The following is a 23,213-nucleotide window of genomic DNA, read 5'->3' as shown; positions in this document are numbered from 1 at the left end:
CCAACAAGAGTCCGGCAACAGGGAGCAGACGGGAGCTAAGGATGGGACCGCGGGTCAGCACGAGCATATTGGCCGATCGCCTCACCGGCATGATCGGCCCGCGCGCGAGCGTTGCGCGCGGCGTGCTCGATCAGCACGGGCAGAGCGAATCGCATTATCGCAATTTGCCGCCGGACATCGTCGTCTTCCCTGAAACCACGCAGGAGGTCGCCGAGATCGTGAAGCTCTGCGCCAGCGCGAGCATGCCGATCGTTCCGTTCGGCGCCGGCACCTCGCTCGAAGGCAATGCGGCCGCGGTCTCCGGCGGCGTCTGCTTCGACTTCGCCCGGATGAACAAGGTGCTGACGGTGCATGAGAGCGACATGGACGTCGTCGTGCAGCCCGGCATCACGCGAAAGCAGCTCAATGCCGAGCTGCGCGGCACCGGACTTTTCTTTCCGATCGATCCCGGCGCCGACGCCTCGATCGGCGGCATGACCTCCACCCGCGCGTCCGGCACCATGGCGGTGCGCTACGGCACCATGAAGGACAATGTCATGGCGCTCGAGGTGGTGCTGGCCGACGGGCGCGTGATCCGCACCGCCAGGCGCGCGCGCAAATCGGCCGCCGGTTATGACCTGACGCGGATGTTCGTCGGCGCCGAAGGCACGCTCGGCGTCATCACCGAAGTCACATTGAAGGTGCATCCCGTGCCGCAGGCGATCTCGGCTGCGGTCTGCAGCTTCGACACCCTGCACGATGCCGTGGACACCGCGATCTCCGTGATCCAGTCCGCGATCCCCGTGGCACGCATCGAGCTGCTCGACGACGTCATGATGCGCGGCATCAACGCCTACGCAAAGCTCGGCTATCGCGAAGCCCCCACTTTGTTCTTCGAATTCCACGGCTCCGAGACCTCAGTTGCCGAGCAGGCCGAAGCCGCGCAGGCGATCGCCGCCGACCATGGCGGCCATGGTTTTGCCTGGGCCAAGGCGCAGGAAGACCGCAGCCGGCTCTGGCACGCCCGCGACAACACGCTTTATGCGGGCCTGGGCCTGCGGCCCGGCGCACGCGCCGTGATCACCGATGTCTGCGTGCCGATCTCTCGGCTGGCGGAATGCCTGACCGAGACCAGGCGCGACGCGGACGAGCACGGTTTTACCGCCCCGATCGTCGGCCATGTCGGCGACGGCAATTTCCACATGCTGATCCTGATCGACCCGACCAAGCCGGATGAGGCCGAAGGCGCCAAGGCGCTGCAGGCCCGCATGGTCGCGCGCGCCATCGCCATGGACGGCACCTGCACCGGCGAGCACGGCATCGGGCTCGGCAAGATCGAATATCTCACCGATGAGCTCGGCGAGGCCGTCGACGTGATGCGATCGATCAAGACCGCGCTCGATCCTGATGGACTGATGAATCCCGGAAAGATCTTCGCGAGCGGAGTGCACGCATGAGCAGCGCCGCATTGGCCATCGAGCCCGCCTCACCCACGCCGCTACTGGAGCTGCGCGGCATCAGCAAGGAATTCCCCGGCGTCAAGGCGCTGGATGACGTGTCCTTTGCCGTCTTCCCCGGCGAAGTCCACATGCTGCTCGGCGAGAACGGCGCCGGCAAGTCGAGCCTGATGAAGGTGCTGTGCGGCGCCTACCGCGCTGATGCCGGCGAGTTCTACTACAAGGGCGACAAGGTCGCGATCTCTTCGACCGCGGACGCGCAGAAGCTCGGCATTGCCGTGATCTTCCAGGAATTCTCGCTGGTCCCCCATCTCGATATCGCCCAGAACATCTTCCTCGGCCGCGAGCCGAAGGGCCGCATTCCCGGCACGATCGACCGCCGCAAGATCCTGGCCGACGCCAGGCGCGTGCTCGGCACGATCGGGTTCGACATCGATCCCTCCACCTCCGTCGACAAGTTAGGGGTGGCGCAGCAGCAGATGGTCGAGATCGCGAAAGCGATCAGCCAGAACGCGCGCATCCTCGTGATGGACGAGCCGACGGCGGCGCTGTCCGACCGCGAGACCGAGCTGCTGTTCGCCCTGATCGCGCGGCTGAAGGCCGACGGCGTCTCCATCGTCTATATCTCGCACCGCATGGCCGAGGTGTTCGCGCTCGGCGACCGCATCACGGTGATGCGCGACGGTCGTCGCATCGACGGCGTTCGCCCCGCTGACGTCACGCCGGACCAGCTCGTCCGCATGATGGTCGGCCGCAACGTCGACATGACCTATCCGCGCAACTTTGCCGACAAGCCCGGCGAACTGCTGCTCGAGGTCAAGGGCCTGAGCGCATCGAGCGGCATCTCCGATATCAACATCGAGGTGCGCCGGGGCGAGATCGTCGGCCTCTGCGGCCTGGTCGGTTCCGGCCGCAGCGAGGTCGCCCGCGCCATTTTCGGCGCCGATGCCGTGACATCAGGCGAGATCATTTTCGACGGCAAGGCCATCTCCGGCGAGCCCGACCTTGCCGCCCGCCGCGGCATCGCGCTGATCCCGGAGAGTCGCAAGAGCGAGGGCCTCGCGCTGTTGCGGTCGGTGAGTGACAATCTGGTGGTGTCGGCACTGCGAAAGCTGTTCCCAAGCGGTTTGTTCGACCGGCGCAGCGCGCAGCGGACGTCCGACGGCTTGATCCGGCAGCTGCGCATTGCAACCCCGAGCGCGCGCCAGACCGTCGGCCTGCTCTCCGGCGGCAACCAGCAGAAGGTCGTGATCGGCAAGTGGCTGGCGGCCGGCTCGAAGCTCTACATCTTCGACGAGCCGACGCGGGGCATCGACATCGGCGCCAAGTCCGAGATCTTTGCGCTGATCGACCGACTGGTCGCCGAAGGCGCGGCGGCCTTGATGATCTCGTCCGAGCAGGTCGAGATCTGCCATGTCTGCGACCGCGCCTATGTGATGCGGGAGGGCCGCATCGCCGGACACCTGACCCGCAACGAACTGACCGAGGAGAACATCGTGCGACTGGGGATGCATCATGCGTGAAGCCGCAGTCGTCTCACAACCCAATCCGCTGCAGCGCATTCCCGGCGTTGCCATCGTCTTGGTGCTGCTGATCGCCCTGTTCAGCGCGATCGCGCCCGGCTTCCTGTCGGTCGCCAACCTCTCCAACGTGCTGGTGCAGTCGACCATCCTGACCATGCTGGCGCTGCCGATGACCTTGATCATCATGACCGAGGGACTGGACCTGTCGATGGGCGCGGTGCTGACGCTGACCTCGCTCTGCGTTGCCATCGTGTCGCTCGCGACCAAGTCGATGCTGCTGGGCCTCGGCGCCGGGCTGCTCGTCGGCGCGGCCTTCGGCTTCGCCAACGGCTGGCTGGTTGCCATCGTCGGCATTCCGCCCTTCGTCGCGACGTTGGGCACGCTCGGCATGGCGCAGGGCCTGTCGCTGATCGTCAGCGACGGCCAGAGCGTGGTCGGCATCCCCCACAGCGTGCGCGACATCTATTCGGCGACGCTTCTGGGCGTGCCCGTGCCGATCGTGATGGCGCTGGTGACCTATGCGGCCTTCCACGGACTGCTCTACCACACCCGCTTCGGCACCTACATCTTCGCACTCGGCGGCAACCGCGAGGCGCTGCGCTATGCCGGCCTCTCGCCGAACAAGCTGCTGATCGCGGTCTACGCGATCGGCGGCGCCATGGCCGGCATTGCCGGCCTGCTGATGACCGCGCGCATGAATTCCGGCCACCCCACTGCCGGGCTTGGCCTCGAGTTCGACGCCATCGCGGCCGTCGCCGTCGGCGGCACCTCGTTCGAGCGCGGCAACGGCTGGCTGCTTGGCACGTTGCTCGGCGTGATCGCGGTCGGCGTGCTGCGCAACGGGCTCAACCTGATCTCGATGCCTTCTTCGGTGCAGGTCGCAAGCGTCGGCGTCCTCGTCATCGTTGCTCTCTTCCTCGACGGCCTCCGGAGCCGAGCATGACCGACATCTCCAAAGAGGCCCTCTCTCCGCCCCGCTCGTTCCTGTCGCAGGACGCGATCCAGGTCTTCTACCGCCTGCTCGCAGCGCTGCTGATCTGCGCGGTGCTCGCCGTGCTCAGCGATTCCTTCCTGAGCCTCGGCAATATCCTCAACGTGCTGAGACAAGCGAGCCTGACCTTCTTCATCGCGTCCGGCTTGACGCTGGTCGTGCTCACCGCCGGCCTCGATCTCTCCGTCGGCGCCAACGTCGCGCTGTCCGCCTGCATCGCCGGCACCGTGATCCACAAGACCGGCTCGCCAGCGCTCGGCATCCTCACCGGGCTCGCCTGCGGCGGCATCGTTGGCCTGCTCAACGGTATCATGGTCACCGCGCTGCGCATCCCCTCCTTCATCGCCACCTATGGCATGCTCTGGGTGCTGAACGGCCTCACCTACTGGTACATGGCGGGCGAAACCCTGCACGGCTTCCCGGCAGGATTCCGCCAGATCGGCAGCGGCTATCTGTTCGGCCTGCCGATCCCGGTCTATCTGCTGCTGGTGTTCCTCGGGATCGGAACGCTGTTTGCGCAGCGCACGATCTGGGGCCAGGAAATCTATGCGATCGGCGCCAATCCGGTCGCCGCCCGCCTCTCCGGCATTCCGGTCGCGCGCCGCCTGCTGCTGGTCTACGCGGTATCAGGCACCATGGCGGGACTGGCCTCGATCATCTTCCTGTCGCGGCTCAATTCGGCGGAAGCCGACATCGGCGAAAGCCTGACGCTGCCCGCGATCGCAGCCGTGCTGATCGGCGGCACCTCGCTGTTCGGAGGGGTCGGCACCGTGTTCGGCACCTTCATCGGCGCGCTGATCCTGACGCTGGTGCTGAACGGCATGAACCTCTTGTCGGTCAGCGCCAACTGGCAGCCGCTCGTCACCGGCATCATCGTCATTCTCGCGGTCTGGCTCGACATGAAGACCCGCCGCCGCGCGCAATGAGCTCTTAGAAATCCAACAAGCAAAATGAGGGATGGAGGCAACATGAAACAGAAAATGGGTTATTTGGCGCTGCCGCTGCTGATGGCGGCCGCGTTCACGACACAGGCGCGCGCCGACGGCGAGACCATCGCCGTGTTCACCAAGAACCAGACCAATCCGTTCTTCCAGACGGTGCGGGTCGGTGCCGACAACATGGCGAAAGCGCTGAACGCGAAGACGCTGCAGTACATCCCGACCAAGCCGGACTCGATCCCCGAGCAGCTCAGCCAGATCGAGGACGTCGTGGTGAAGAAGCCGAGCGCGATCGTGTTCACGCCGGTCGACTACAAGGCGATGGTGCCGGGCGTCGAGAAGATCAACGAGGCGAAAATCCCCGTCGTCAACATCACCGACCGCTCCGCCGGCGGCAAGTTCCTCTCCTTCGTCGGCGCCGACGATTACAGCCTTGGCTTCGAAACCGCGCGCTTCCTGCTCAAGACGCTGGGCGGCAAGGGCAACATCGTCATCATCGAGGGCGTCAAGGGCTCGCTGACCAATGTCGACCGCGTCCGCGGCTTCAACGACGCGCTGAAGGAGAATTCGGGCGCCAAGCTGCTGGCCTCGCAGCCCGGCAACTACCAGCGGCTGCAGGCGCTCCAGGTCATGGAGAATTTGATGCAGTCGAACCCGCAGATCGACGGCGTTCTCGCGGCCAACGACGCCATGGCGGTCGGCGCGATCGAGGCCCTCGACGGTGCCAACCGCAAGGCCCAGGTGATCGGCATCAACGGCACCAAGGAGGCGATCGACGCGATCAAGTCCGGCAAGCTGCTTGCGAGCGGCGACTACAACGGATTTGCGCAAGGGTGCCTCGGCACCATGATGGCGATCCGGAGCTTACGCAACCAGCCTGTCATTTCCGAGATCGTGCTGAAGCCGACCGTCATCACCAAGGACAATTACCAGCCGTTCGACGTGCCGCTGGAGCAGCGGACCTGCCCGACCTTCGAGGACGCCGGCAAGCTCGGCGCCAAATAGCCCAACCGATCATCACAAGCACGGACGGCCGCCTTCGCGGCCGTCCCAAGAAACGTCCCAAGAAAGCCGACACGTCAACGGAGACATCATGCTGTTCGCCATTCACGCCCTCGACCGCGCCGGCGCGCTGCCGACCCGGCTCGCCAATTACGACGCCCACAAGGTCTTCCTGAGCGACACCTCGCGCTTCGGCGTCAAGATCGTGATGTCGGGCCCGCTCGTCTCCGACGACGGCGCGAACATGATCGGCAGCCTGTTCCTGATCGAGGCGCCCGGCCGCGCCGAGGTCGAAGCCTTCAACCGCGCCGATCCCTTCGCCGCAGCCGGCATCTGGGAGAAAGTCACGATCACGGGCTTCCTGCGCCGCCAGGGCTGAAGGGGGCTACGGCGCCTCTTCGAGGTGACAGGCCACCCATTGCTCGGGTCCGGTCGAGCGCAGCGTCGGCTCCTCCGTCCGGCAACGATCGAAGACGTATGGGCAACGGGTGTGGAAGCGGCACCCGCTCGGAGGATTGATCGGGCTCGGCACGTCCCCCTTGAGGATGATCGGATTGCGCTGGGCGCCGGGCTCGGGCAGCGGGACTGCGGAGAGCAGCGCCTTGGTATAGGGATGCCTTGGCGCGGCAAAGATCTCGCGGCGCGGCGCCACCTCGACGATCTTGCCGAGATACATCACCGCGACACGATGGGTCATGTGCTCGACGATTGCGAGGTCATGGCTGATGAACAGCAGCGCCAGGCCGAACTCGCGCTGAAGATCCTGCAAGAGATTGACGATCTGCGCCTTGACCGAGACGTCGAGCGCCGAGACCGCCTCGTCGCAGACGATCAGCTCGGGCTCGGCTGCGAGCGCCCGCGCGATACCGATGCGCTGACGCTGGCCGCCGGAGAATTCGTGCGGCCTGCGGTTGAGCGCCTCGCGCGGCAGCCGCACGGTGTCCATCAGCGCCGTCACACGGGTTTCGAGATCGGCGGCGGATTTGGCGAGGCCAAAATTGCGGATCGGCTCGGCCAGGATGTCGCGCACCCGCATGCGCGGATTGAGGCTCGAGAACGGATCCTGGAACACCACCTGCACGCGGCGGCGCATCTGGCGCATCGTGCTTGGATGCGCGTCGTCGATGCGCTGGCCATCGAGGATCACCTGGCCCGCGGTGATGTCGAACAGCCGCAGGATGGCGCGGCCGACCGTCGACTTGCCGCAACCGGACTCGCCGACCAGCGACAGCGTCTCGCCCTTCGCGATTTCGAACGAGACACCGTCGACGGCATAGACATATTCGGACTTGCGGCCGAACAGGCCCTTTTTGACCGGAAAATGCTTCTTGAGGTCGTTGACCTGGAGCAGCGGAGGACTCATGCCGCGATGGCCCCCTTGGCGGCGTAGTGGCAGGCGGCGACGTGGCGAGGCGCCTTCTCTTCGAGCCCAGGCGCATATTGGCGGCAGAGATCGGTCGCGAGCGCGCAGCGGCCGGCGAAGACGCAGCCGATGATGGGCTTGCGCAGATCAGGCACCTGCCCCGGGATTTCGGCCAGACGCCGCGCGGTGCCTGTTAGCGAGGAACCGAGCCGCGGCACCGCGCCGAGCAGGCCCTGCGTATAGGGATGGCGCGGCGAGCGGAAGAGCTCGGCTACCGGAGCCTCCTCGACCTTGCGGCCGGCATACATCACCATGACGCGCTCGGCGATCTCGGCGACGACGCCGAGATCGTGGGTGATCAGGATGATCGCGGCGCCGACCCGGCGCTTGAGATCCAGCATCAGCTTCAGGATCTGCGCCTGGATCGTCACGTCGAGCGCGGTGGTCGGTTCGTCCGCGATCAGGAGCTTTGGATTGCAGGCCAGCGCAATCGCGATCATCACGCGCTGGCGCATGCCGCCGGAAAGCTGATGCGGATATTCGCGCACGCGCCGCTTCGGCTCGGGAATGCCGACCAGCGTCAGCATCTCGATCGCATGCGCCTCGGCCGCCTGCTTGTCGAGGCCCTGATGGATCATCAGCGTCTCGCGGATCTGGCGGCCGACCGTCAGAACCGGGTTGAGGCTCGTCATCGGCTCCTGAAAGATCATCGAGATGTCGTTGCCGCGGATGGCGCGCATCTCGCGATCGGACAATTGCAGCAGGTCCCTGCCCGCAAAACGGACGGCGCCTGCGATCCTGCCCGGCGGCTCCGGAATCAGCCGCATCAGCGACATCGAGGTCACCGACTTGCCGCAGCCGGATTCGCCGACGATGGCGAGCGTCTCGCCTTCGTTGACATGAAAGGAGACGCCGTCGACCGCGCGGTTGATGCCGCCGGGGGTGCGAAAGTGGGTCTGGAGATTCTCGACTTCGAGCAAGGCCATCGCGATCAACCCCTCGACGTCAGAGGCTCTTGGCCATGCGCGGATCGAGCGCATCGCGAAGGCCGTCGCCGAGCAGGTTCACGGCGAGCACGGTGACGGAGAGGAACGCCGCCGGGAAGAACACGATGTAGGGCTTGACCTGCCACAGCGCGCGGCCTTCGGCCATGATGTTGCCCCAGGACGGAATGGTGGGCGGCGTGCCCGCCCCGATGAAGGACAGGATCGCCTCCGTGATCATGGCGCTGGCGCAGATGTAAGTCGCCTGGACCAGCATCGGCGCCAGCGTGTTGGGCAGGATGTGGCGCAGGATGATCATCGGCGTCCGCGTGCCGCAGGCGACCGCGGCGTCCACATAGGGCTGCTCGCGCAGCGACAGCACCACGCTACGGACAAGACGGGAAACCCGCGGGATCTCGGCGATGGTGATGGCCAGGATGACGTTGCCGACGCTGCCGCGCGTCAGCGCCATCAGCGCGATTGCGAGCAGGATCGGCGGGATCGACATCAGGCCGTCCATGAACCGCATCAAGATGCCATCCGCCCAGCGGATGAAGCCGGAGACGATGCCGATGGCGAGGCCCGCCGCGGATGCGAGGATCGCAACCGACAGGCCGACCGTGAGCGAGACCCGCGCGCCAAAGAGCACGCGCGAATAGATGTCGCGGCCCAGCACGTCGGAGCCAAACCAGAACGCGGCGGACGGCGCGCGGGTGCGCTTGGCGGGCGCAAGTGCCGTCGGATCGACCGTCCCGAGATAGGGCGCGAAGATCGCGATCAGAACGAGCGTCAGCAGCAGCGCGCCGCCGATCGCGACCGTGGGATGGCCACGCAAGAGGCCGATGAAGCCGCGCCGGATCCTAACCGGCCGCAGGATTTCAGGCAGTTGCGGCGCGAGAACGAAGCCCGCCGGCAGCGCTTGCGGATTGACGGTCGTATCGGTCAATAGCGGATCCTCGGGTCAACGAGCGTGTAGACGACGTCGATCATCAGATTGACGAGGACGTAGACGAAGCTGAAGAGGAGCACGATGCCCTGGATGACGGGATAGTCGCGGCGCAGGATGGCATCGATCGTGAGCCGGCCGAGGCCGGGGATCGCGAACACGCTTTCCGTGACGACGGCGCCGCCGATCAGGAGTGCGATGCCGATCCCGATCACCGTGACGATCGGCACCGCGGCGTTTTTCAGCGCGTGAACGAAGAGGATGCCGCCTTGCCCGAGGCCCTTGGCCCGCGCGGTGCGGATATAGTCCTGCTGCAAGACTTCAAGCATGGTGGCACGCGTGATGCGCGCGATCAGCGCGATGTAGACGCAGCCGAGCGCGATCGATGGCAGGATCAGGTTTTGCAGCCACGGCCAGAAGCCCTCCGTGAGCGGCGTATAGCCCTGCACCGGAAGCCATTCGAGCTCGAGTGCGAAGACATAGGCGAGGATATAGCCGACGACGAAGACGGGCAGCGAGAAGCCGAACACGGCGAATGCCATGATGACGCGGTCGATCAGGCTCCCCGCCTTCCACGCGGCCACGACGCCAAGCGGCACCGCGACCACGATGGTGAGTAGCAGCGTGACCATCATCAGCGACAGTGTCGGCCCGAGACGCTGTCCGATCATCGTCGAGACCGGAAGGTTGGTGAAGATCGAGGTGCCGAGATCGCCGTGCAGAATGCGCCAGACCCAGCTTCCGAACTGGATCAGGAAAGGACGGTCGAGACCCAGACTCTGGCGAATGCGCTCCACATCCTCCGGGCTCGCCTGGTCGCCCGCGATCACCACGGCGGGATCACCCGGCGCGATATAGAGCAGGCTGAACACGAACAGCGCGACGATTGCCATCACCGGCAAGGTCGAGACGATGCGACGGAGGATGTAAGAGAGCATCTGGCTTCAGCGTACCATCATGCGGATTTCGACACGTTCCAGAAGAACGGCAGCGGCCCCTTGGTGATGCCGGAGACGTTCTTGCGCCATGCCGTGTAGGTCAGGAAGAAACCGGTCGGCGCGTAGACGACATCCTCGAGCGCCGCCTTGTTGACCTGCCCGATCGCGGCCTTCTCTTCCTCGAGATTCTTGGCGTCGAACCAGGCCGTGATCTCCTTCTCGGTATTCGGGCTGTTGGGCCAGCCGAACCAGGCCTTGTCGCCATTGGCGCGGATGGCGGTGTAGGCGGCCGGATTGATGCAATCGGCGCCGGCGTGCCAGCTGTGGAACATATTCCAGCCGCCCTGCCCCGGCGGTGTCTTCATCGCGCGGCGCGCGCCCACCGTGCCCCAATCGGTCGCGACGAAATCGACATTCATGCCGAGCTTCTTGAGCAGATCCGCGGTGACGTCGCCCTGCGCCTTCGTGATCGACTGGTCCTGCGCGACCACGCATGTGACCGGCTGGCCGGAATAGCCGCTCTCGGCGAGCAGCTTCTTGGCCGCATCGAAATCGCGCTTTCCTTTCAGGATCTCGCCGCCCAACTCGGTGTAGAGCGGTGTGTCCGGCGTAAAAAAGCCGGGCAGCGGCTTCCACAACGTATCGTCGTCGCCGACAAGCGCACGCATATAGTCTTCCTGGCTCAACGCCATCAGCACCGCGCGCCGTGCCTTCACATTGTTGAAGGGTGGGTGCAGATGGTTCATGCGGAAGGAGCCGATATTGCCGAGGGGATCGCCGATATCGACGCTGATGTTCTTGTTCTTCTTCAGCACGGGCACGAGATCGGAGATCGGGTTCTCCCACCAGTCGACCTCACCGTTCTGCAAGGCGGCCGCAGCGGTGGCCGGATCCGGCATCACCAGCCACTCGACGCGATCGACCAGGATGTTCTTGCCGCCGGCAAGCCACGACGCCTTCTCCTGGCGCGGCACGTAATCGGTGAACTTCTCGAACACCGACTTGGCGCCGGGCACCCATTCGCTCTTGGCGAACTTCATCGGACCCGAGCCGACATATTCGGTGATCTGCTTGAACGGATCGGTCTTCGCGATGCGCTCGGGCATGATGAAGGAGCACGGCGCGTTGTTCTTGGCCAGCGCGTACAGCATTTTCGGGAAAGGCTGCTTCAGGACCCATTTGAAGGTGCGGTCGTCGACCGGAGTCAATTCCTGCTGGATAGCCAGGATCATCAGACCCATTGGATCGCGCGCGGCCCAGCGCGACAGGCTCGCGACGACGTCCTTGCTCAGCACCGGCTCGCCGTCATGGAACTTGAGACCCGGGCGCAGCTTGAAGGTCCAGGTCTTGCCGTCGTCGGTGGTCTCCTCGGACTCGACCATCTGACGCTGCGGTTGGAGCTTGGCATCGACGCCGTAGAGCGTGTCCCAGACCAGCGCCGCGGCATTGCGCACGACATATTGCGTGCCCCAGATGGGATCGAAATTGGCGAGGTTGGCTTGCGGCACGAAGCGCAGGGTGCGCGCAGAGGCGCCTTGTGCGATCGCCGGGGCCGAGAGGCCGGTCAATGCCAGACCGCCCGCGCCGGCCAGTCCCTTCAAAACGGTCCTGCGATCCATGAAATCCTCCCAGTAGTGCCGTGATGCCGGCCATCGTTGGCCAAAGGCAGGTGAAACCAGAACCCATTGGCGTGCAAATGGTATGCCACTAACCGGGCCTTCGCCAGCGGGATCTCATCTGGATTACGACCGGTTCAGGCGTCAAAGCGCGGCCGCCAGTGCCGGTCCGGTCTCGATATGCGGAATCGCCTCGACCAGCTTGCGCGTGTAGTCGGTCTTGGGATTATCGAACAGCGCCCGGCTCTCCCCCTGCTCCACGATGCCGCCGTTGCGCAGCACGATGGTGCGGTCGCAGAGCATGCGCACGACATTGAGGTCGTGGCTGACGAACAGCAGCGCGATGTCGTTCTCGCGCCTGAGACGGTCGAGCAGTTGCAGCACCACCGCCTGCACCGAGACGTCGAGCGCGGCGGTCGGCTCGTCCAGCACCAGCAGCCGCGGCCGGCAGGCGATGGCGCGGGCAATGCCGACGCGCGCCTTCTGGCCGCCGGAGAGCTGGTGCGGAAAACGCGGCAGCAGATCGAGCGGCAAGCCCACCCGCTCCGCACACTCTTCCACCCGCTTGCGCAGCGCATCGCCCGCCCGCATGCCGTCGAGCCGCATCAGGGGATGGGCGATGCAGTCAAAGGCCGTGAAGCGCGGGTTGAGGCTCTCGTTCGGGTCCTGGAAGACCATCTGGATGTCTTTGCGCAGCGGCGAGCGATGGAAGTCGCGCGAGGCGACATGGCCGATCGACTGCCCGTCGAACACGATATCGCCTTCGCTCGGGTCGATCAGACGGCAGATCATCCGCGACGTCGTGCTCTTGCCGGAGCCGGACTCGCCAACGAGCCCGACGCTCTCGCCGCCGGCCATCGTCATCGAGAAATCCGCGACCGCCGCGGAGCCCTGGTCAAAACGCTTGGCGAGCTTGCGCACCTCAAGGAGCGGCGGCGTCCCGTGCGGGAGCTGTTGCCTTGGCCTGCTGACGATCGTCGCGTGCCGCTCCCGCTCCTCCTCCGTCACGAGATCCTCGATCCGCGACGTCGCGGTCGGCGATGCCGCAACGAGGCGGCGGGTATAGGCGTGTTGCGGTGCGCTGAAGAGCTTTTGTGGGCTCGCTTCCTCGACGATGCGTCCGCGCTCCATCACGGCGATGCGGCGGCAATAGCGCGCCGCGAGGCCGAGATCGTGCGTGATCAGGATCGTGGCCATGCCGCGCGCGGCGGCAATGTCTGCGAGCAGATCCATCACCACCTTCTGGGTCGTGACGTCGAGCCCGGTGGTCGGCTCGTCGGCGATCAGCAGCGCGGGATTGCAGGAGATCGCGATCGCGATCATCACGCGCTGGCACATGCCGCCGGAGAGCTCGTGCGGATAGGCGTTCATCCGCGTCTCGGGGTCGCGGATCTGGACCGCGCGCAGCAGCTCGAGCGCCTCGGCGCGCGCGGCGCCCTTCGATATCTTCTTATGCGTGAGGATCGCATCCGCGATCTGCAAACCGATCGCGCGGATCGGGTTGAGCGCCGCCCGCGGATTCTGGAAGATCATCGACATCGCGGCGCCCTGGAGCTGACGGAGGTCATCGCCCCTGAGTTTTGTGACGTCCTGCCCGCGAAACAGGATCTTGCCGCCGGTGACGCGCCCGGCCGCATCGAGCAGCCGCGTGGTCGCGAAGCCGGTGACCGACTTGCCCGAGCCGCTCTCGCCGACGAGGCCGAGCATCTCGCCCTTCTCGACCGAGAGCGTCACGCCGCGCACGGCCTCGACCATGCCACGCCGCGTCGAGAACGAGACGTGGAGGTCGTTGATCCCTAGCAGCTCCTCGCTCATGTGCGCATCCGCGGGTCGAGAATGTCCCGCATCCCGTCGCCGAGGAGATTGAAGCACAGCACGGCCATCATCAGCGCAAGGCCCGGAAAGGCCACCAGCCACCAGCGCCCGGTCGAGATGAAGCGCGCGCCCTCCGCGACCATGATGCCCCATTCCGGCGTCGGCGGCTTGACGCCGAGACCGATGAAGGAAAGGCCGGCGGCATTGAGAATGGCCCAGCCGAGATTGAGCGAGATCTGCACCGCCATCGCCGGCAGGATGTTGGGCAGCAGGAAGCGCAGCACCACCGAGAAATGGCTCTCGCCGCAGGCGCGCGCGGCCTCCACCCAGCCGACATTGCGGCGGACGTTGACCTCGGCGCGCGCGAAGCGGATGTAGAACGGAAGATTGATGATCGCGGTCGCGATCACGATGTTCTCGATCCGGTTGCCCAAGGCGGCGACCATCGCCATCGCCAGTACGAACAGCGGAAAGGCCATCATCACATCGACAAAACGGCCGACGCCGCGATCGAGCTTCCCGCCGGCGTAGCCGCAGAACGCGCCGACGACGGCGCCGATCACGAAGGAGATTCCGACCGCGGAGACGGCGATGGCAAGATCGAGGCGAGCCGCGATGACGAGACGGCTGAACACATCGCGCCCAAGCTGGTCCGTGCCGGCGAGATGCGCCGCGCTCGGCGGCAGCAATGCCTCCGAGACATTGGAGACCACGGGATCATAGGGCACGATCCACGGCCCGAAGATCGCAATGAGAACGAACAGCGCAACGCCGGCCGCGGCAACGGCGGTGAGCGGGTTGCCGCGCAGGATCCAGAACGAATGGCGGAGAGTTGCGCTGGTCATTCGATCGACACCCTGGGATCGGCGATGCCATAGCAGATGTCGACCACGAGATTGACCAGCACGAACAGGCTGGCCATCAGCAGCACGAAGCCCTGCACGGGCGCATAGTCGGAGGATAGGAGCGCATCGAGCGCATAGGAAGCGACGCCCGGCCAGGAGAACACTTTCTCCACCAGGACATTCGCGCCCAGCATGGTCGAGAACACGATGCCGGCGATGGTGATGACGGGCAGGATCGCGTTCCGCAGCGCATAGGTCACGACCACCTTGTGCCAGGACAATCCGACCGAGCGCGCGGTGCGGACGAAATCGCTGCCGAGCGAGACCAGCATCGAGGCGCGCGTGATCCGCGCCAGCGGCGCGATCACGAACAGGGCCATGCTCACCGCCGGCAGGATCAGCTGCTTGCAGGCCGCCCACCAGCCCTCGATATCTCCCGCAAGCAGGAAATCGATCGACAGGAACCCGGTCCGTTGCGGCGGAAGCGAAGTGAACACGTCGATCCGCCCGGTCGGATCGGGCGCCAGCCCGAGCAGATAGTAGAAGACATAGATCAACAGCAGGCCCGAGACGAAAGTCGGCACGCAGACGCCGAGCGCGCAGAACAGCCGCACGCCGTGATCGACGATCGAGCCGGGCTTCAAGGCCGCGACCACGCCAAGCGGTACCGCCGCGATCAGCGCGATCAGGAGCGCCGTGAAGGTGAGTTCCAGCGAGGCCGGCAGCCGCTCGCGCAGGTCCTTCAGCACCGGCTGTCCCGTCATCATGGAGCGGCCGAGATTGCCGTGGCCGATGTCGGAGAGATAGAACACGAGCTGCTCCGGCACCGACCTGTCGAGCCCCATCTGCTTGCGGATCTGCTCGATCTCCTCCTTGCCGGCATTGGGCCCCGAGGCGAAGAACACCGCGGGGTCGCCGGGCAACACGCGCATCAGCAGAAAGGTGAAGACCAGCACACCGAACAGCGCCGGCAGTGATGACAGAAGCCGCCTGCCCGCCCGCACCATGGTTGCACCAAGACCGGTCGTCACCTCTGAGAGCTCCTCTCGTTGTCCGATGTCACTTGCGGCTGACGTCGCGATAGTCGACCTGGCGGTGGAACTCGTAGGTGTAGCCTTCGACCGACGACGCCATTACCGCATCCTGGTTCGGCTGCCACAGCATGATCTGCGGCATCAGATCGACATGCATCGCGTTGAGCTTGCGGCCGGCTTCCTCATACTTGGCCTTGTCCGGCTCGAAACGCGCCTCCTGCGCGATTGCGGCAAGATCCGGGTTGTTGATCGAGCTGTAATTCCAGCGCTGATTGCCGGTGTAGAAGTTGCGGTAGAAGTAATCGGTCGACGGCAACCACGCTACGATGCCCTCGGTGTAGAAGGGAAGCTTCTTCTCGTTGATCTGCGTGGACATCTGTGCGTCCGGCAGCTTCTGGATGTCGACCTTGATCCCGATCTTGCCGAGTGACTCCTTCACCAGCGCGGCCATCGGCTCAGCGGTCGAGGACTGGCCGACGTTGAAGCTGAAGGTAGTCGAGAAACCCTCGGGGAGCCCGGCCGCCTTGAGATATTCCCTTGCCTTGTCGAGGTCGACCTTCACGGGCTGCTGGAACGGATAGATGCCGTTCAGCGGCTTGCCGTCCGGCCAGGTCGCGCCGAACAGCGGCGCGCCGCGGCCGAACAGGGCGGCCTTGAACATGTCGTCGTAGGGCAGCGCGTAAGCGATGGCACGGCGGACATTGACGTTGTCGAAGGGCGGCATCTGGTTGTTCATCGAGACATAGGTGATCGCATTGTACTGCGGGGTCGAGACCACCTTGAGCTTGCCCTTGGCCTCGAGCGACTGCACGTCGCTGGCCTGGAGATCGACGACGAGGTCGGCATCGCCGCGCTCGACCAGGTTGGCGCGGGTCGCCGGCTCCGGCACGGACTGAATAATCACGCGCTTGAAGAACGCGGGCTTGTTGGCCGAACCGCGATTCCAGGCCTCATCCCGTTTGATGATGACCTGCTCGCCCGGCTTGAAGGTCTCGACCACGTAAGCGCCGCTGCCGGCGGTGTGCTCCTTCAGCCATGCGGTCGCCCAGGGATCATCAGCCGTCGCGTGCTCTTTTGCCACCTTCGAGTTGATGATCATGGGATAGACGGTCGCCAAATTCGGCAGCGCGAGTTTGTCGGGCTTTGGCAGCGTCACCTCGATGGTGAGGGGATCGATCACATTGAACTGGTCCGCCGACGTCAATGATCCCGTCAGGAGCTGGGCCTTGCCGAGGATCGGCGCGGTGACACAGCGATCGAGCGACCATTTCACGTCTTCGGCCGTGACGGGCGAGCCGTCCTGGAATTTTGCGTCCTTACGCAGGCGGAAGGTGATCTTCAGGCCATCGGGGCTGACGTCGTAGGATTCAGCGAGCTCGCCGGTGATCGTGTCGAGATCGAACACCCATTTGTCGTTGAGCTGCTTGCGGCCGAACGCCACCAGCCGGTCATAGGTGCTCATGCTCAGCGCGAAGGACTCGCGCGTCGAGCCGGGGATGTTGGGATCGAGCGTGTTGACCGCTGATCCCGTGACATAGCGCAACGTCTCCGCCCTGGTCTGTGCCTGCGACGGCGCGGTGGCAATGAGCAACAGCGCAGTGGTAGCGAGGACTGAGGCCGCGGGCCTGAAAGACACAAAACGCATTCGTTTTCCCCAAAATTTCGACGAGAACACCAGCAAGGCAGGTCAAGAAGGAAGCAAGTTGCGCGCCAATCCCGCAGAGGCGCTTCGTCGCGGCGGTGCATGGATGATCATCGCGATTCCTCCATTGTTCGCGCGGTCCGCGCAACCACGGCCTGCGGCACGTCATAGGCGCTGAGCGAAGCCCAGTGGCGTTCAACATCGGCGCAAAACAGGCCGCGCGTCAGGCCATTCACCAGCTTCGGAACGGCCGTCGTCATCGCATTGATCGACGATCCTGACGGACCAAAGCTCATGGTGGAGGCGATGGCGAAGAGATGGACGTCCGAGATCCACGGCGTCTCGCCCGGCACGCGCTCGGTGAAGGCGTAATCGTCGGCGAGATAGGGAAAGCGACCGAGCCGCGCGTTGCGCTCGCTCGAAGGCGGCTGGTAGCGATCCGCCCAGGTCGCGATGTTGCCGGCAAATTTGGCGAGCTCGCCGCGGCCGGCGAAGTTCATGTCGATGCCGGTGCCGCAAATGACGAAATCCGCGGTGATGGCGCCGCGTGGCGTGTGCAATTCGACACCGCCATCGGTCTGCCTGGTGCCCTCGACCGGCGCGCCTTCGTGCAGTGTGAAATTGGCGTGACGCGCGCAGCGGTCGTAAGTCGGCTGCGGAAATCCCTCGCGCATCTCAAGGATCTTGCGCATGAAGCGCCAGCGCCAGGCATCGTCGAGATCGCTGAGATGGCGCAGGAAGCCGCGAAAGGTGAGCCAGCGATAGGGCTGGATCACCTGGATCTGCGCGCGGCGGCAGAGCAGATGCACTTCGGCCGCGCCCGCCTCGAGCGCGGTCGCCGCATTGTCGAAGGCGGACGCGCCGGCGCCAACCACGGCGACGCGCTTGCCGCGCAGGCTTTCGAAATCGATGTCGTCGGCTACGGTTGCGACCGAGCTCTCCGGCAGATCGCGCAGCGGCTCGGGGATCATCCAGTCGCCCATGCCCTCCTGCCCCGTCGCCAGCACGATCTTGCGCGCATAGAGCGTCTCGACGCCATCGGCGCGTCTCACGCGCGCGGCGAGCAGACCGTCTGACGCAGGCGCGATCTCCAGAAGCTCGCAGCCGTTGCGCACGGGCAGACCGATCGTGCGTCGCAGCCAGAGCAGATAGTCCGCCCAATGCTCTCTCAGGATCAGATTCAGCTCCTGCCAGCTCTCCTTGCCGAAACGGGCTTCGTGCCAGGACTGATAGGTCAGGCTGGGAATATCGAGGTCCGGGCCAGTGTAATCTTTCGGGCTGCGCAGCGTCGGCATGCGGGCATAGGTGAGCCACGGGCCCTCCTTCCCTTCCTCGGCCTTGTCGAGCAGCAGGATGTTGCCGACGCGCGAGCGCATCAGGCCGAAGCCGATGGCAATGCCTGATTGGCCGGCGCCGATGATCAGCACATCCAGCGCAGGCTTGCCGTCCGGTCCGGTCTTCGGTTCGAGCCACGCGGCGCCGGGATGCGCGATCCTGGCGAGATCGGCGCGAACGTCCGCTTCGAGCTCTGTCAGCGTGACGCTCATGCCGCGAGCCAGCCTCCGTCCACCACCATCACGGTGCCGGTCGTGAACGAGGACGCATCGCTCGCGAGATGCAGCGCGGTCTGAGCGATTTCTTCCGCCTGACCGAAGCGCTTCATGGCGTGGCGGTTGCGGGAGGCTTCGCGCACCTCGTCCGAATTGGCGTGGCGGGCAAAGCTGCGGCGAAGCATCGGCGTGTCGATTGCGCCGGGCGCAATCGCATTGACGCGGATGCCGTCGGTGGCGAAATCCACCGCCATGGTCCGCGTCAGGCTGACGATCGCGCCCTTGGCGGCGATGTAGGCGCTGTTGCCCTTTCCGCCGGCGATCGCAAGCTGCGATGCCAGCGTGATGATCGAGCCGCTCTTCTGCCGCTGCATCTGCGGCACTGCGGCCCGCGCCCACAGCCAAGTGCCGCCGACATTGGCGCGGAACACCGCGTCCCAGTCTTCCAGGGTCGTCGTCAGCACCGTGCCGCCGCAGGAGAAGCCCGCAGCGGTCATAAGGATATCGAGACGGCCGTGGCGCACGATGACGTCGTTCACAACGGTCTCGGCGAAATCGGCATCGCCGACATCGCCGACATGCGTCGTCGCCTCTCCGATCAGGCTCAACGTCTCCTGAAGGGCCGCGGCATCGCGATCGACAAGGGCGAGATGCGCACCTTCCTCCGCAAACAGCTTTGCGCTGGCGCGGCCAATGCCCGAAGCTGCTCCCGTGATGATGGCCGTGCGCCCCTGCAGCCGCATCTCAGATCCACTCCTTGTGCTGCTTCAGCCAGCCGCTCATCGCGGCGGCGGACTCGGCACAGCCGAACCGCGCACGCCAGCCGAACTCATCCGCCATCCGCGCGACCGAGAGCGGTGCGCGATGGCGCCCATGCAGCTTGATGGCGGTCGTCTCTCCGGCCGCCGCGAGCCTGCATTGCAGGCCGGGATTTAGCGCCGCAAAGGTCTTGCCCCATTCCAACGCCGGCCATAGCCCGCCGCTGGAGATGTTGTAGAGCCGATGGCGCGGCCGCTCGGCTTCGATCAGCATTGCCACGGCTTCGGCGGCATCCGGAGCGTAGATCCAGTCCTTCATGCCCGTGTCGGGCATGATCGCCGGCTCGCCACGGGCAAACGCAGCTAGGATCTGGAACTGGAGGCTCGGCGTGTCGCGTACCGAGCTGGGTCGCTCCCACGGACCGAACAAGGCGCTTAAGCGCACACTGAGGAAGTCGCCGCCAAAGAGCTCGGCATGGCGCGCCACCGATCGCTCGGAGGTGAACTTGCTGATGGCGTAAAACGAGACCGGATCGCAAGGCGTTTCCTCGTCCAGAACCTCGACCCGCGCGCCCGCGGCGCCATAGGCCGAGGCCGACGACAGATTGACGACACGGCGAACGCCATGACGGATCGCCGCGAGCAGGATCGGGATTTGCGCCATCACATTGATCTCGAGAACGCGCGCGGTCGACGCTCGCTCGAGTTCATCGCCGGCCGTCACCGCGGCGCCCAGCACGATCGCATCGAAGCCCGCGGCAATGAGAGCGTCGATGGCGTCCGCGTCGGTGATATCGCCCTGCACGGCGTTGAGCCCTGCGCCGTAATCCGTGAGAGTTCGCCGCACTGATGGCGGCAACTCTGCGCGGTCATACAGCGTGACGTCATGCCCGCGCGCGAGCAGCACCTCGGCAAGATTGAGGCCGACAAAGCCGGTGCCGCCGAAGATGACGATCTTCATCGCGCGCGATCCGCCGTCACAGCAGTTTTGCCCCAAAATTCCGCTCGGGATCCATGTCGGCGACGAGCCGCCCCGTCGGCTTTGCCGCCTCGCCGCCGCTGCGCGCCAGGAATTTGCCGCTGCCGGCCTCCGCGAGGCACTTGTTGCCGTCGATGATCACCCGGCCGCGCGAGAGAACGCTAACCGGCCAGCCCTTCAGCTTGCGGCCCGCGAACGGCGTGTAGCCGGCGAGGTCGTGCATCATCTCGTCGGCGATCACAGTCTCGCGATTGGGATCCCAGATCGCGATATCGGCATCGGCGCCGACCGCGATCGAGCCCTTGCGCGGATGCAAATTGTAGATCTTGGCCGGCGCCGTCGAAGTCAGCTCGACGAACTTTTCCAGGCCCAGCCGCCCTTTCGACACCATCGCGTCGAACAGCAACGGCAGCCGTAGCTCAAGTCCCGGCAGGCCGTTGGCGACCTGCTTGAAGTTCGGATTGGGACCGGCGCGCAGCTTGCCGGTCTCGTCGTAGCGATACGGCGCATGGTCCGACGAGATGGTCTGGAGATCGCCGAGCGACAGCGCCTGCCACAGGGCTTCCTGGTCGGAATGCGTGCGCGGCGGCGGGCTGCACATCCACTTGGCACCCTCGGCGCCCGGCTTGTCGAGATCGTTTGCGGTGAGGAACAGATATTGCGGACAGGTCTCGGCAAAGACCTTCAACCCTTGCCCGCGCGAATCGCGGATGACCTTGGCTCCTTCGGCCGTGGACACATGGAAGATCATGATGGGCTGGTCGATCAGCGCCGCCATGCCGATCAGCCGGGTAAAGGCTTCCGCCTCCGACACGCGGGCATGGCTGACGGCGTGGTATTTCGGCATCGTGTAGCCGCGCGCAAGCAGGCGCTTCACCATCCAGGCGATGATGCCGTGATTTTCGGCATGGGCGCACAACATCGCGCCGGACTGGCGCGCGGCCAAGAGAATGTCGAGCAGCGGCTCGTCGTCGACCTTGAGCCGGTCATAGGTCATGAAGATCTTGATCGAGCCATGGCCCTGCTTCACCAGCGCCGGAATGTGCTCCTCGACCGTCTCTTTGGTCGCGTCCGCGATGATCATGTGAAAGGCGTAGTCGATCACGGCGCCCTTCTTCGCCAGCGCGTGATAATCCTCAACCACCTGCGGCAGCTTCATGCCGACATGCTGGGCAGCAAACGGGATCACCGTGGTGGTGCCGCCGAACGCGGCAGAGACGGTCGCGCTCTCGAACGTGTCGGCATTCATGATGCCGGCCGCGGACAACTGCTCGATATGCGCATGGCTGTCGACGCCGCCGGGCAGCACGAGCTTGCCGCGCGCATCGATCTCGCGTTTCGCCGCCGGAAGCCCGCGGCCGATCGCTGCGATGGTCTCGCCGGAGATCGCGACATCGGCCTCGAACACGTCGGTCGTGGTGGCGACGCGGCCGCCGCGGATGATCAGGTCGTATGTGGGTTCAGTCATGAGGCACTCCATGATATGCCTGAGCTACGTGATCGCCATTTCAAGGGAAGACCAACATGCCCCGGCCGCGCATTCTCGTCATCAATCCGAATTCCAACCCTGCGGTCACGCAAGGACTGGAGGAGGCGCTGAAGCCGCTCGGCTTCGAGGCTGGGCCGGAACTGGTCTGCCAGTCGCTGGCAGAGGGTCCCTTCGGCATTGAAAGCCAGGCCGATGTCGACGGCGTTGCGATGCCGCTGCGCCGGCTGGTCGAAGGCGACAACAGCTCGGCTGCGTTTGTCATCGCCTGCTACAGCGATCCCGGTCTTCAGGTCTGCCGCGAAGGCACCGATCGGCCGGTGTTCGGCATCGCCGAGTGCGGCGTGCTGACGGCGCTGGCCCGTGCCGAAACCTTCGGTGTCATCGCGATTGCCCAACGCTCGATCCCGCGCCACATGCGCTATCTCCGGCAGATGGGACTGACCGAACGTCTTGCCGGTGAGCGCCCCCTCAACATGAGCGTTGCCGAGACGGCGTCTGGCGAAGGAACGCTGGCGAAGATGATCGAGGTCGGCCGCGCGCTGCGCGACGAGGATGGCGCCCGCGCCATCGTGATGGGCTGCGCCGGAATGGCGCGCCATCGCCGTCCGCTGGAGGACGCGCTTGGGGTTGCCGTGATCGACCCGACGCAGGCGGCCGTCACCATGGCACTGGGTACGGTGCAGTTCTCGACTCACTAGGCGTCCTTCAGCTCTTTGGCGTCCTGCCGCGCGAGCCATTGCGCGTGGCTCTCGCGCACAAGCGCAAACGTATCCCGCTGCGTCGTGTAGAGATTGCCGAACATGCGCCCGATCGGCCGGTAGGCGTCGAGATCGACATACATGTTGGTCTCGTCGACGAGGCCCTCCCGGGCATGAACCCGGAGCACCTCGCCGACCAGCAGTTCGCGATCGGGCGAGAAATTCAGTACGACGTGACGGCGGCATTCGAGAGCAAATGGTGCAGCCGCAAGGCGCGGCACCTTCACGTCAACTGAGGGAAACGTCGCAAGCCCGGTCGCCGCGACCTCGCTGTCACCAGAGGGAAAATCGACCGCGCAATCATTCATCGCGGCAGACAGCGCCTCATCCACCATGTGAACCACGAACTCGCCGTCGCGATGGATGTTGCGGGTGGTGTCCTTCGGGCCGTGATCCGGCTTGTGCTGGAGCCCGAGCACGATCAGTGCAGGGCTTTCGGAGAAGACATTGAAGAAGCTGAAGGGCGCGGCATTCACCGCTCCGTTCGCGTCCAGCGTCGTCACCAGCGCGATCGGCCGCGGCACGACCACGCCGCAAAGCAGCTTGTAGCGGTCGCGCGGATCGAGCTCGCGCAAGGAAATGCCGGATGTGCCGTTGCCTGCCATCG

The 23,213-nt window shown here is 65.3% G+C and carries 21 protein-coding genes; 7 read left to right on the top strand and 14 right to left on the bottom strand.

Annotated features, from left to right (window positions below):
• The first annotated feature begins 41 nt into the window (after positions 1–41).
• The 6 genes from ABIA90_RS02045 (at position 42) to ABIA90_RS02020 (ending at position 6,269) form a co-directional block, all read left to right on the top strand.
• Positions 42–1,436, top strand: a complete 1,395-nt coding sequence (locus tag ABIA90_RS02045) for an FAD-linked oxidase C-terminal domain-containing protein (protein WP_354117107.1) — start codon at positions 42–44, stop codon at positions 1,434–1,436.
• Positions 1,433–2,959, top strand: coding sequence for a sugar ABC transporter ATP-binding protein (locus ABIA90_RS02040; RefSeq protein WP_354117106.1), 1,527 nt, complete (start codon positions 1,433–1,435; stop codon positions 2,957–2,959). Before ABIA90_RS02045 ends, ABIA90_RS02040 begins: the two co-directional genes overlap by 4 nt.
• Positions 2,952–3,902, top strand: coding sequence for an ABC transporter permease (locus tag ABIA90_RS02035; RefSeq protein WP_063984397.1), 951 nt, complete (start codon positions 2,952–2,954; stop codon positions 3,900–3,902). Before ABIA90_RS02040 ends, ABIA90_RS02035 begins: the two co-directional genes overlap by 8 nt.
• Entirely contained in the window at positions 3,899–4,876 is a 978-nt protein-coding gene (locus ABIA90_RS02030; protein WP_014496503.1) for an ABC transporter permease, read from the top strand. Before ABIA90_RS02035 ends, ABIA90_RS02030 begins: the two co-directional genes overlap by 4 nt.
• Positions 4,877–4,918: 42 nt before the next feature.
• The gene (locus ABIA90_RS02025) at positions 4,919–5,893 is read left to right on the top strand and encodes a sugar ABC transporter substrate-binding protein (RefSeq protein ID WP_354117105.1); all 975 of its coding nucleotides are present in this window, start codon (positions 4,919–4,921) and stop codon (positions 5,891–5,893) included.
• Between the two features lie 88 nt (positions 5,894–5,981).
• The gene (locus tag ABIA90_RS02020; RefSeq protein ID WP_354117104.1) at positions 5,982–6,269 is read left to right on the top strand and encodes a YciI family protein; all 288 of its coding nucleotides are present in this window, start codon (positions 5,982–5,984) and stop codon (positions 6,267–6,269) included.
• Between the two features lie 6 nt (positions 6,270–6,275).
• Here the strand turns inward: ABIA90_RS02020 and ABIA90_RS02015 are convergent, their stop codons facing one another.
• The 13 genes from ABIA90_RS02015 to hydA all read right to left on the bottom strand — a co-directional run bounded on the left by ABIA90_RS02015 (position 6,276) and on the right by hydA (position 21,827).
• On the bottom strand, positions 6,276–7,253 hold the full coding sequence (locus tag ABIA90_RS02015; protein ID WP_014496506.1) for an ABC transporter ATP-binding protein: 978 nt from the start codon (positions 7,251–7,253) through the stop codon (positions 6,276–6,278).
• Positions 7,250–8,239 (bottom strand): ABC transporter ATP-binding protein, encoded by a 990-nt coding sequence (locus ABIA90_RS02010; protein ID WP_028148435.1) that lies wholly within the window; start codon positions 8,237–8,239, stop codon positions 7,250–7,252. Before ABIA90_RS02010 ends, ABIA90_RS02015 begins: the two co-directional genes overlap by 4 nt.
• Before the next feature lie 19 nt (positions 8,240–8,258).
• Positions 8,259–9,182, bottom strand: a complete 924-nt coding sequence (locus ABIA90_RS02005) for an ABC transporter permease (RefSeq protein ID WP_135215851.1) — start codon at positions 9,180–9,182, stop codon at positions 8,259–8,261.
• Positions 9,179–10,120: an ABC transporter permease gene (locus tag ABIA90_RS02000; protein ID WP_071915430.1), complete on the bottom strand. Its 942-nt coding sequence runs from the start codon at positions 10,118–10,120 to the stop codon at positions 9,179–9,181. The genes ABIA90_RS02005 and ABIA90_RS02000 overlap by 4 nt, the downstream gene beginning before the upstream one ends.
• A 17-nt stretch (positions 10,121–10,137) precedes the next feature.
• Positions 10,138–11,739: an ABC transporter substrate-binding protein gene (locus tag ABIA90_RS01995; protein ID WP_354117103.1), complete on the bottom strand. Its 1,602-nt coding sequence runs from the start codon at positions 11,737–11,739 to the stop codon at positions 10,138–10,140.
• Between the two features lie 141 nt (positions 11,740–11,880).
• Positions 11,881–13,551, bottom strand: coding sequence for a nickel ABC transporter ATP-binding protein NikE (nikE, locus tag ABIA90_RS01990; RefSeq protein WP_354117102.1), 1,671 nt, complete (start codon positions 13,549–13,551; stop codon positions 11,881–11,883).
• Positions 13,548–14,396, bottom strand: a complete 849-nt coding sequence (locus ABIA90_RS01985) for an ABC transporter permease (protein ID WP_354117101.1) — start codon at positions 14,394–14,396, stop codon at positions 13,548–13,550. Before ABIA90_RS01985 ends, nikE begins: the two co-directional genes overlap by 4 nt.
• On the bottom strand, positions 14,393–15,427 hold the full coding sequence (locus ABIA90_RS01980; protein ID WP_063984406.1) for an ABC transporter permease: 1,035 nt from the start codon (positions 15,425–15,427) through the stop codon (positions 14,393–14,395). The genes ABIA90_RS01985 and ABIA90_RS01980 overlap by 4 nt, the downstream gene beginning before the upstream one ends.
• A 28-nt stretch (positions 15,428–15,455) precedes the next feature.
• Positions 15,456–17,075 (bottom strand): ABC transporter substrate-binding protein, encoded by a 1,620-nt coding sequence (locus tag ABIA90_RS01975; protein WP_354117100.1) that lies wholly within the window; start codon positions 17,073–17,075, stop codon positions 15,456–15,458.
• 107 nt (positions 17,076–17,182) lie between these two features.
• On the bottom strand, positions 17,183–18,619 hold the full coding sequence (locus ABIA90_RS01970) for an NAD(P)-binding domain-containing protein (RefSeq protein ID WP_354117099.1): 1,437 nt from the start codon (positions 18,617–18,619) through the stop codon (positions 17,183–17,185).
• Positions 18,616–19,365, bottom strand: a complete 750-nt coding sequence (locus ABIA90_RS01965) for an SDR family oxidoreductase (RefSeq protein WP_354117098.1) — start codon at positions 19,363–19,365, stop codon at positions 18,616–18,618. The genes ABIA90_RS01970 and ABIA90_RS01965 overlap by 4 nt, the downstream gene beginning before the upstream one ends.
• 1 nt (position 19,366) lies before the next feature.
• The gene (locus tag ABIA90_RS01960) at positions 19,367–20,341 is read right to left on the bottom strand and encodes an NAD-dependent epimerase/dehydratase family protein (protein ID WP_354117097.1); all 975 of its coding nucleotides are present in this window, start codon (positions 20,339–20,341) and stop codon (positions 19,367–19,369) included.
• A 16-nt stretch (positions 20,342–20,357) separates the two neighbouring features.
• Positions 20,358–21,827, bottom strand: coding sequence for a dihydropyrimidinase (gene hydA / locus ABIA90_RS01955; protein ID WP_354117096.1), 1,470 nt, complete (start codon positions 21,825–21,827; stop codon positions 20,358–20,360).
• Between the two features lie 56 nt (positions 21,828–21,883).
• On the opposite strand from hydA, the gene ABIA90_RS01950 reads away from it, so the two are divergent.
• Complete coding sequence (locus ABIA90_RS01950; RefSeq protein ID WP_354117095.1) at positions 21,884–22,546, top strand: aspartate/glutamate racemase family protein; 663 nt, start codon at positions 21,884–21,886, stop codon at positions 22,544–22,546.
• Here the strand turns inward: ABIA90_RS01950 and ABIA90_RS01945 are convergent.
• A complete protein-coding gene (locus ABIA90_RS01945; RefSeq protein WP_354117094.1) occupies positions 22,543–23,211 on the bottom strand; it encodes a flavin reductase family protein in 669 nt (222 codons plus the stop codon). The genes ABIA90_RS01950 and ABIA90_RS01945 overlap by 4 nt on opposite strands.
• Between the last annotated feature and the right edge of the window lie 2 nt (positions 23,212–23,213).

This window comes from Bradyrhizobium sp. LA6.8 (assembly GCF_040547935.1).
GTDB lineage: Bacteria > Pseudomonadota > Alphaproteobacteria > Rhizobiales > Xanthobacteraceae > Bradyrhizobium > Bradyrhizobium barranii.
The sequence above is the reverse complement of the archived record's forward strand: the minus strand, read 5'-3'. Positions and strand labels throughout refer to the sequence as shown.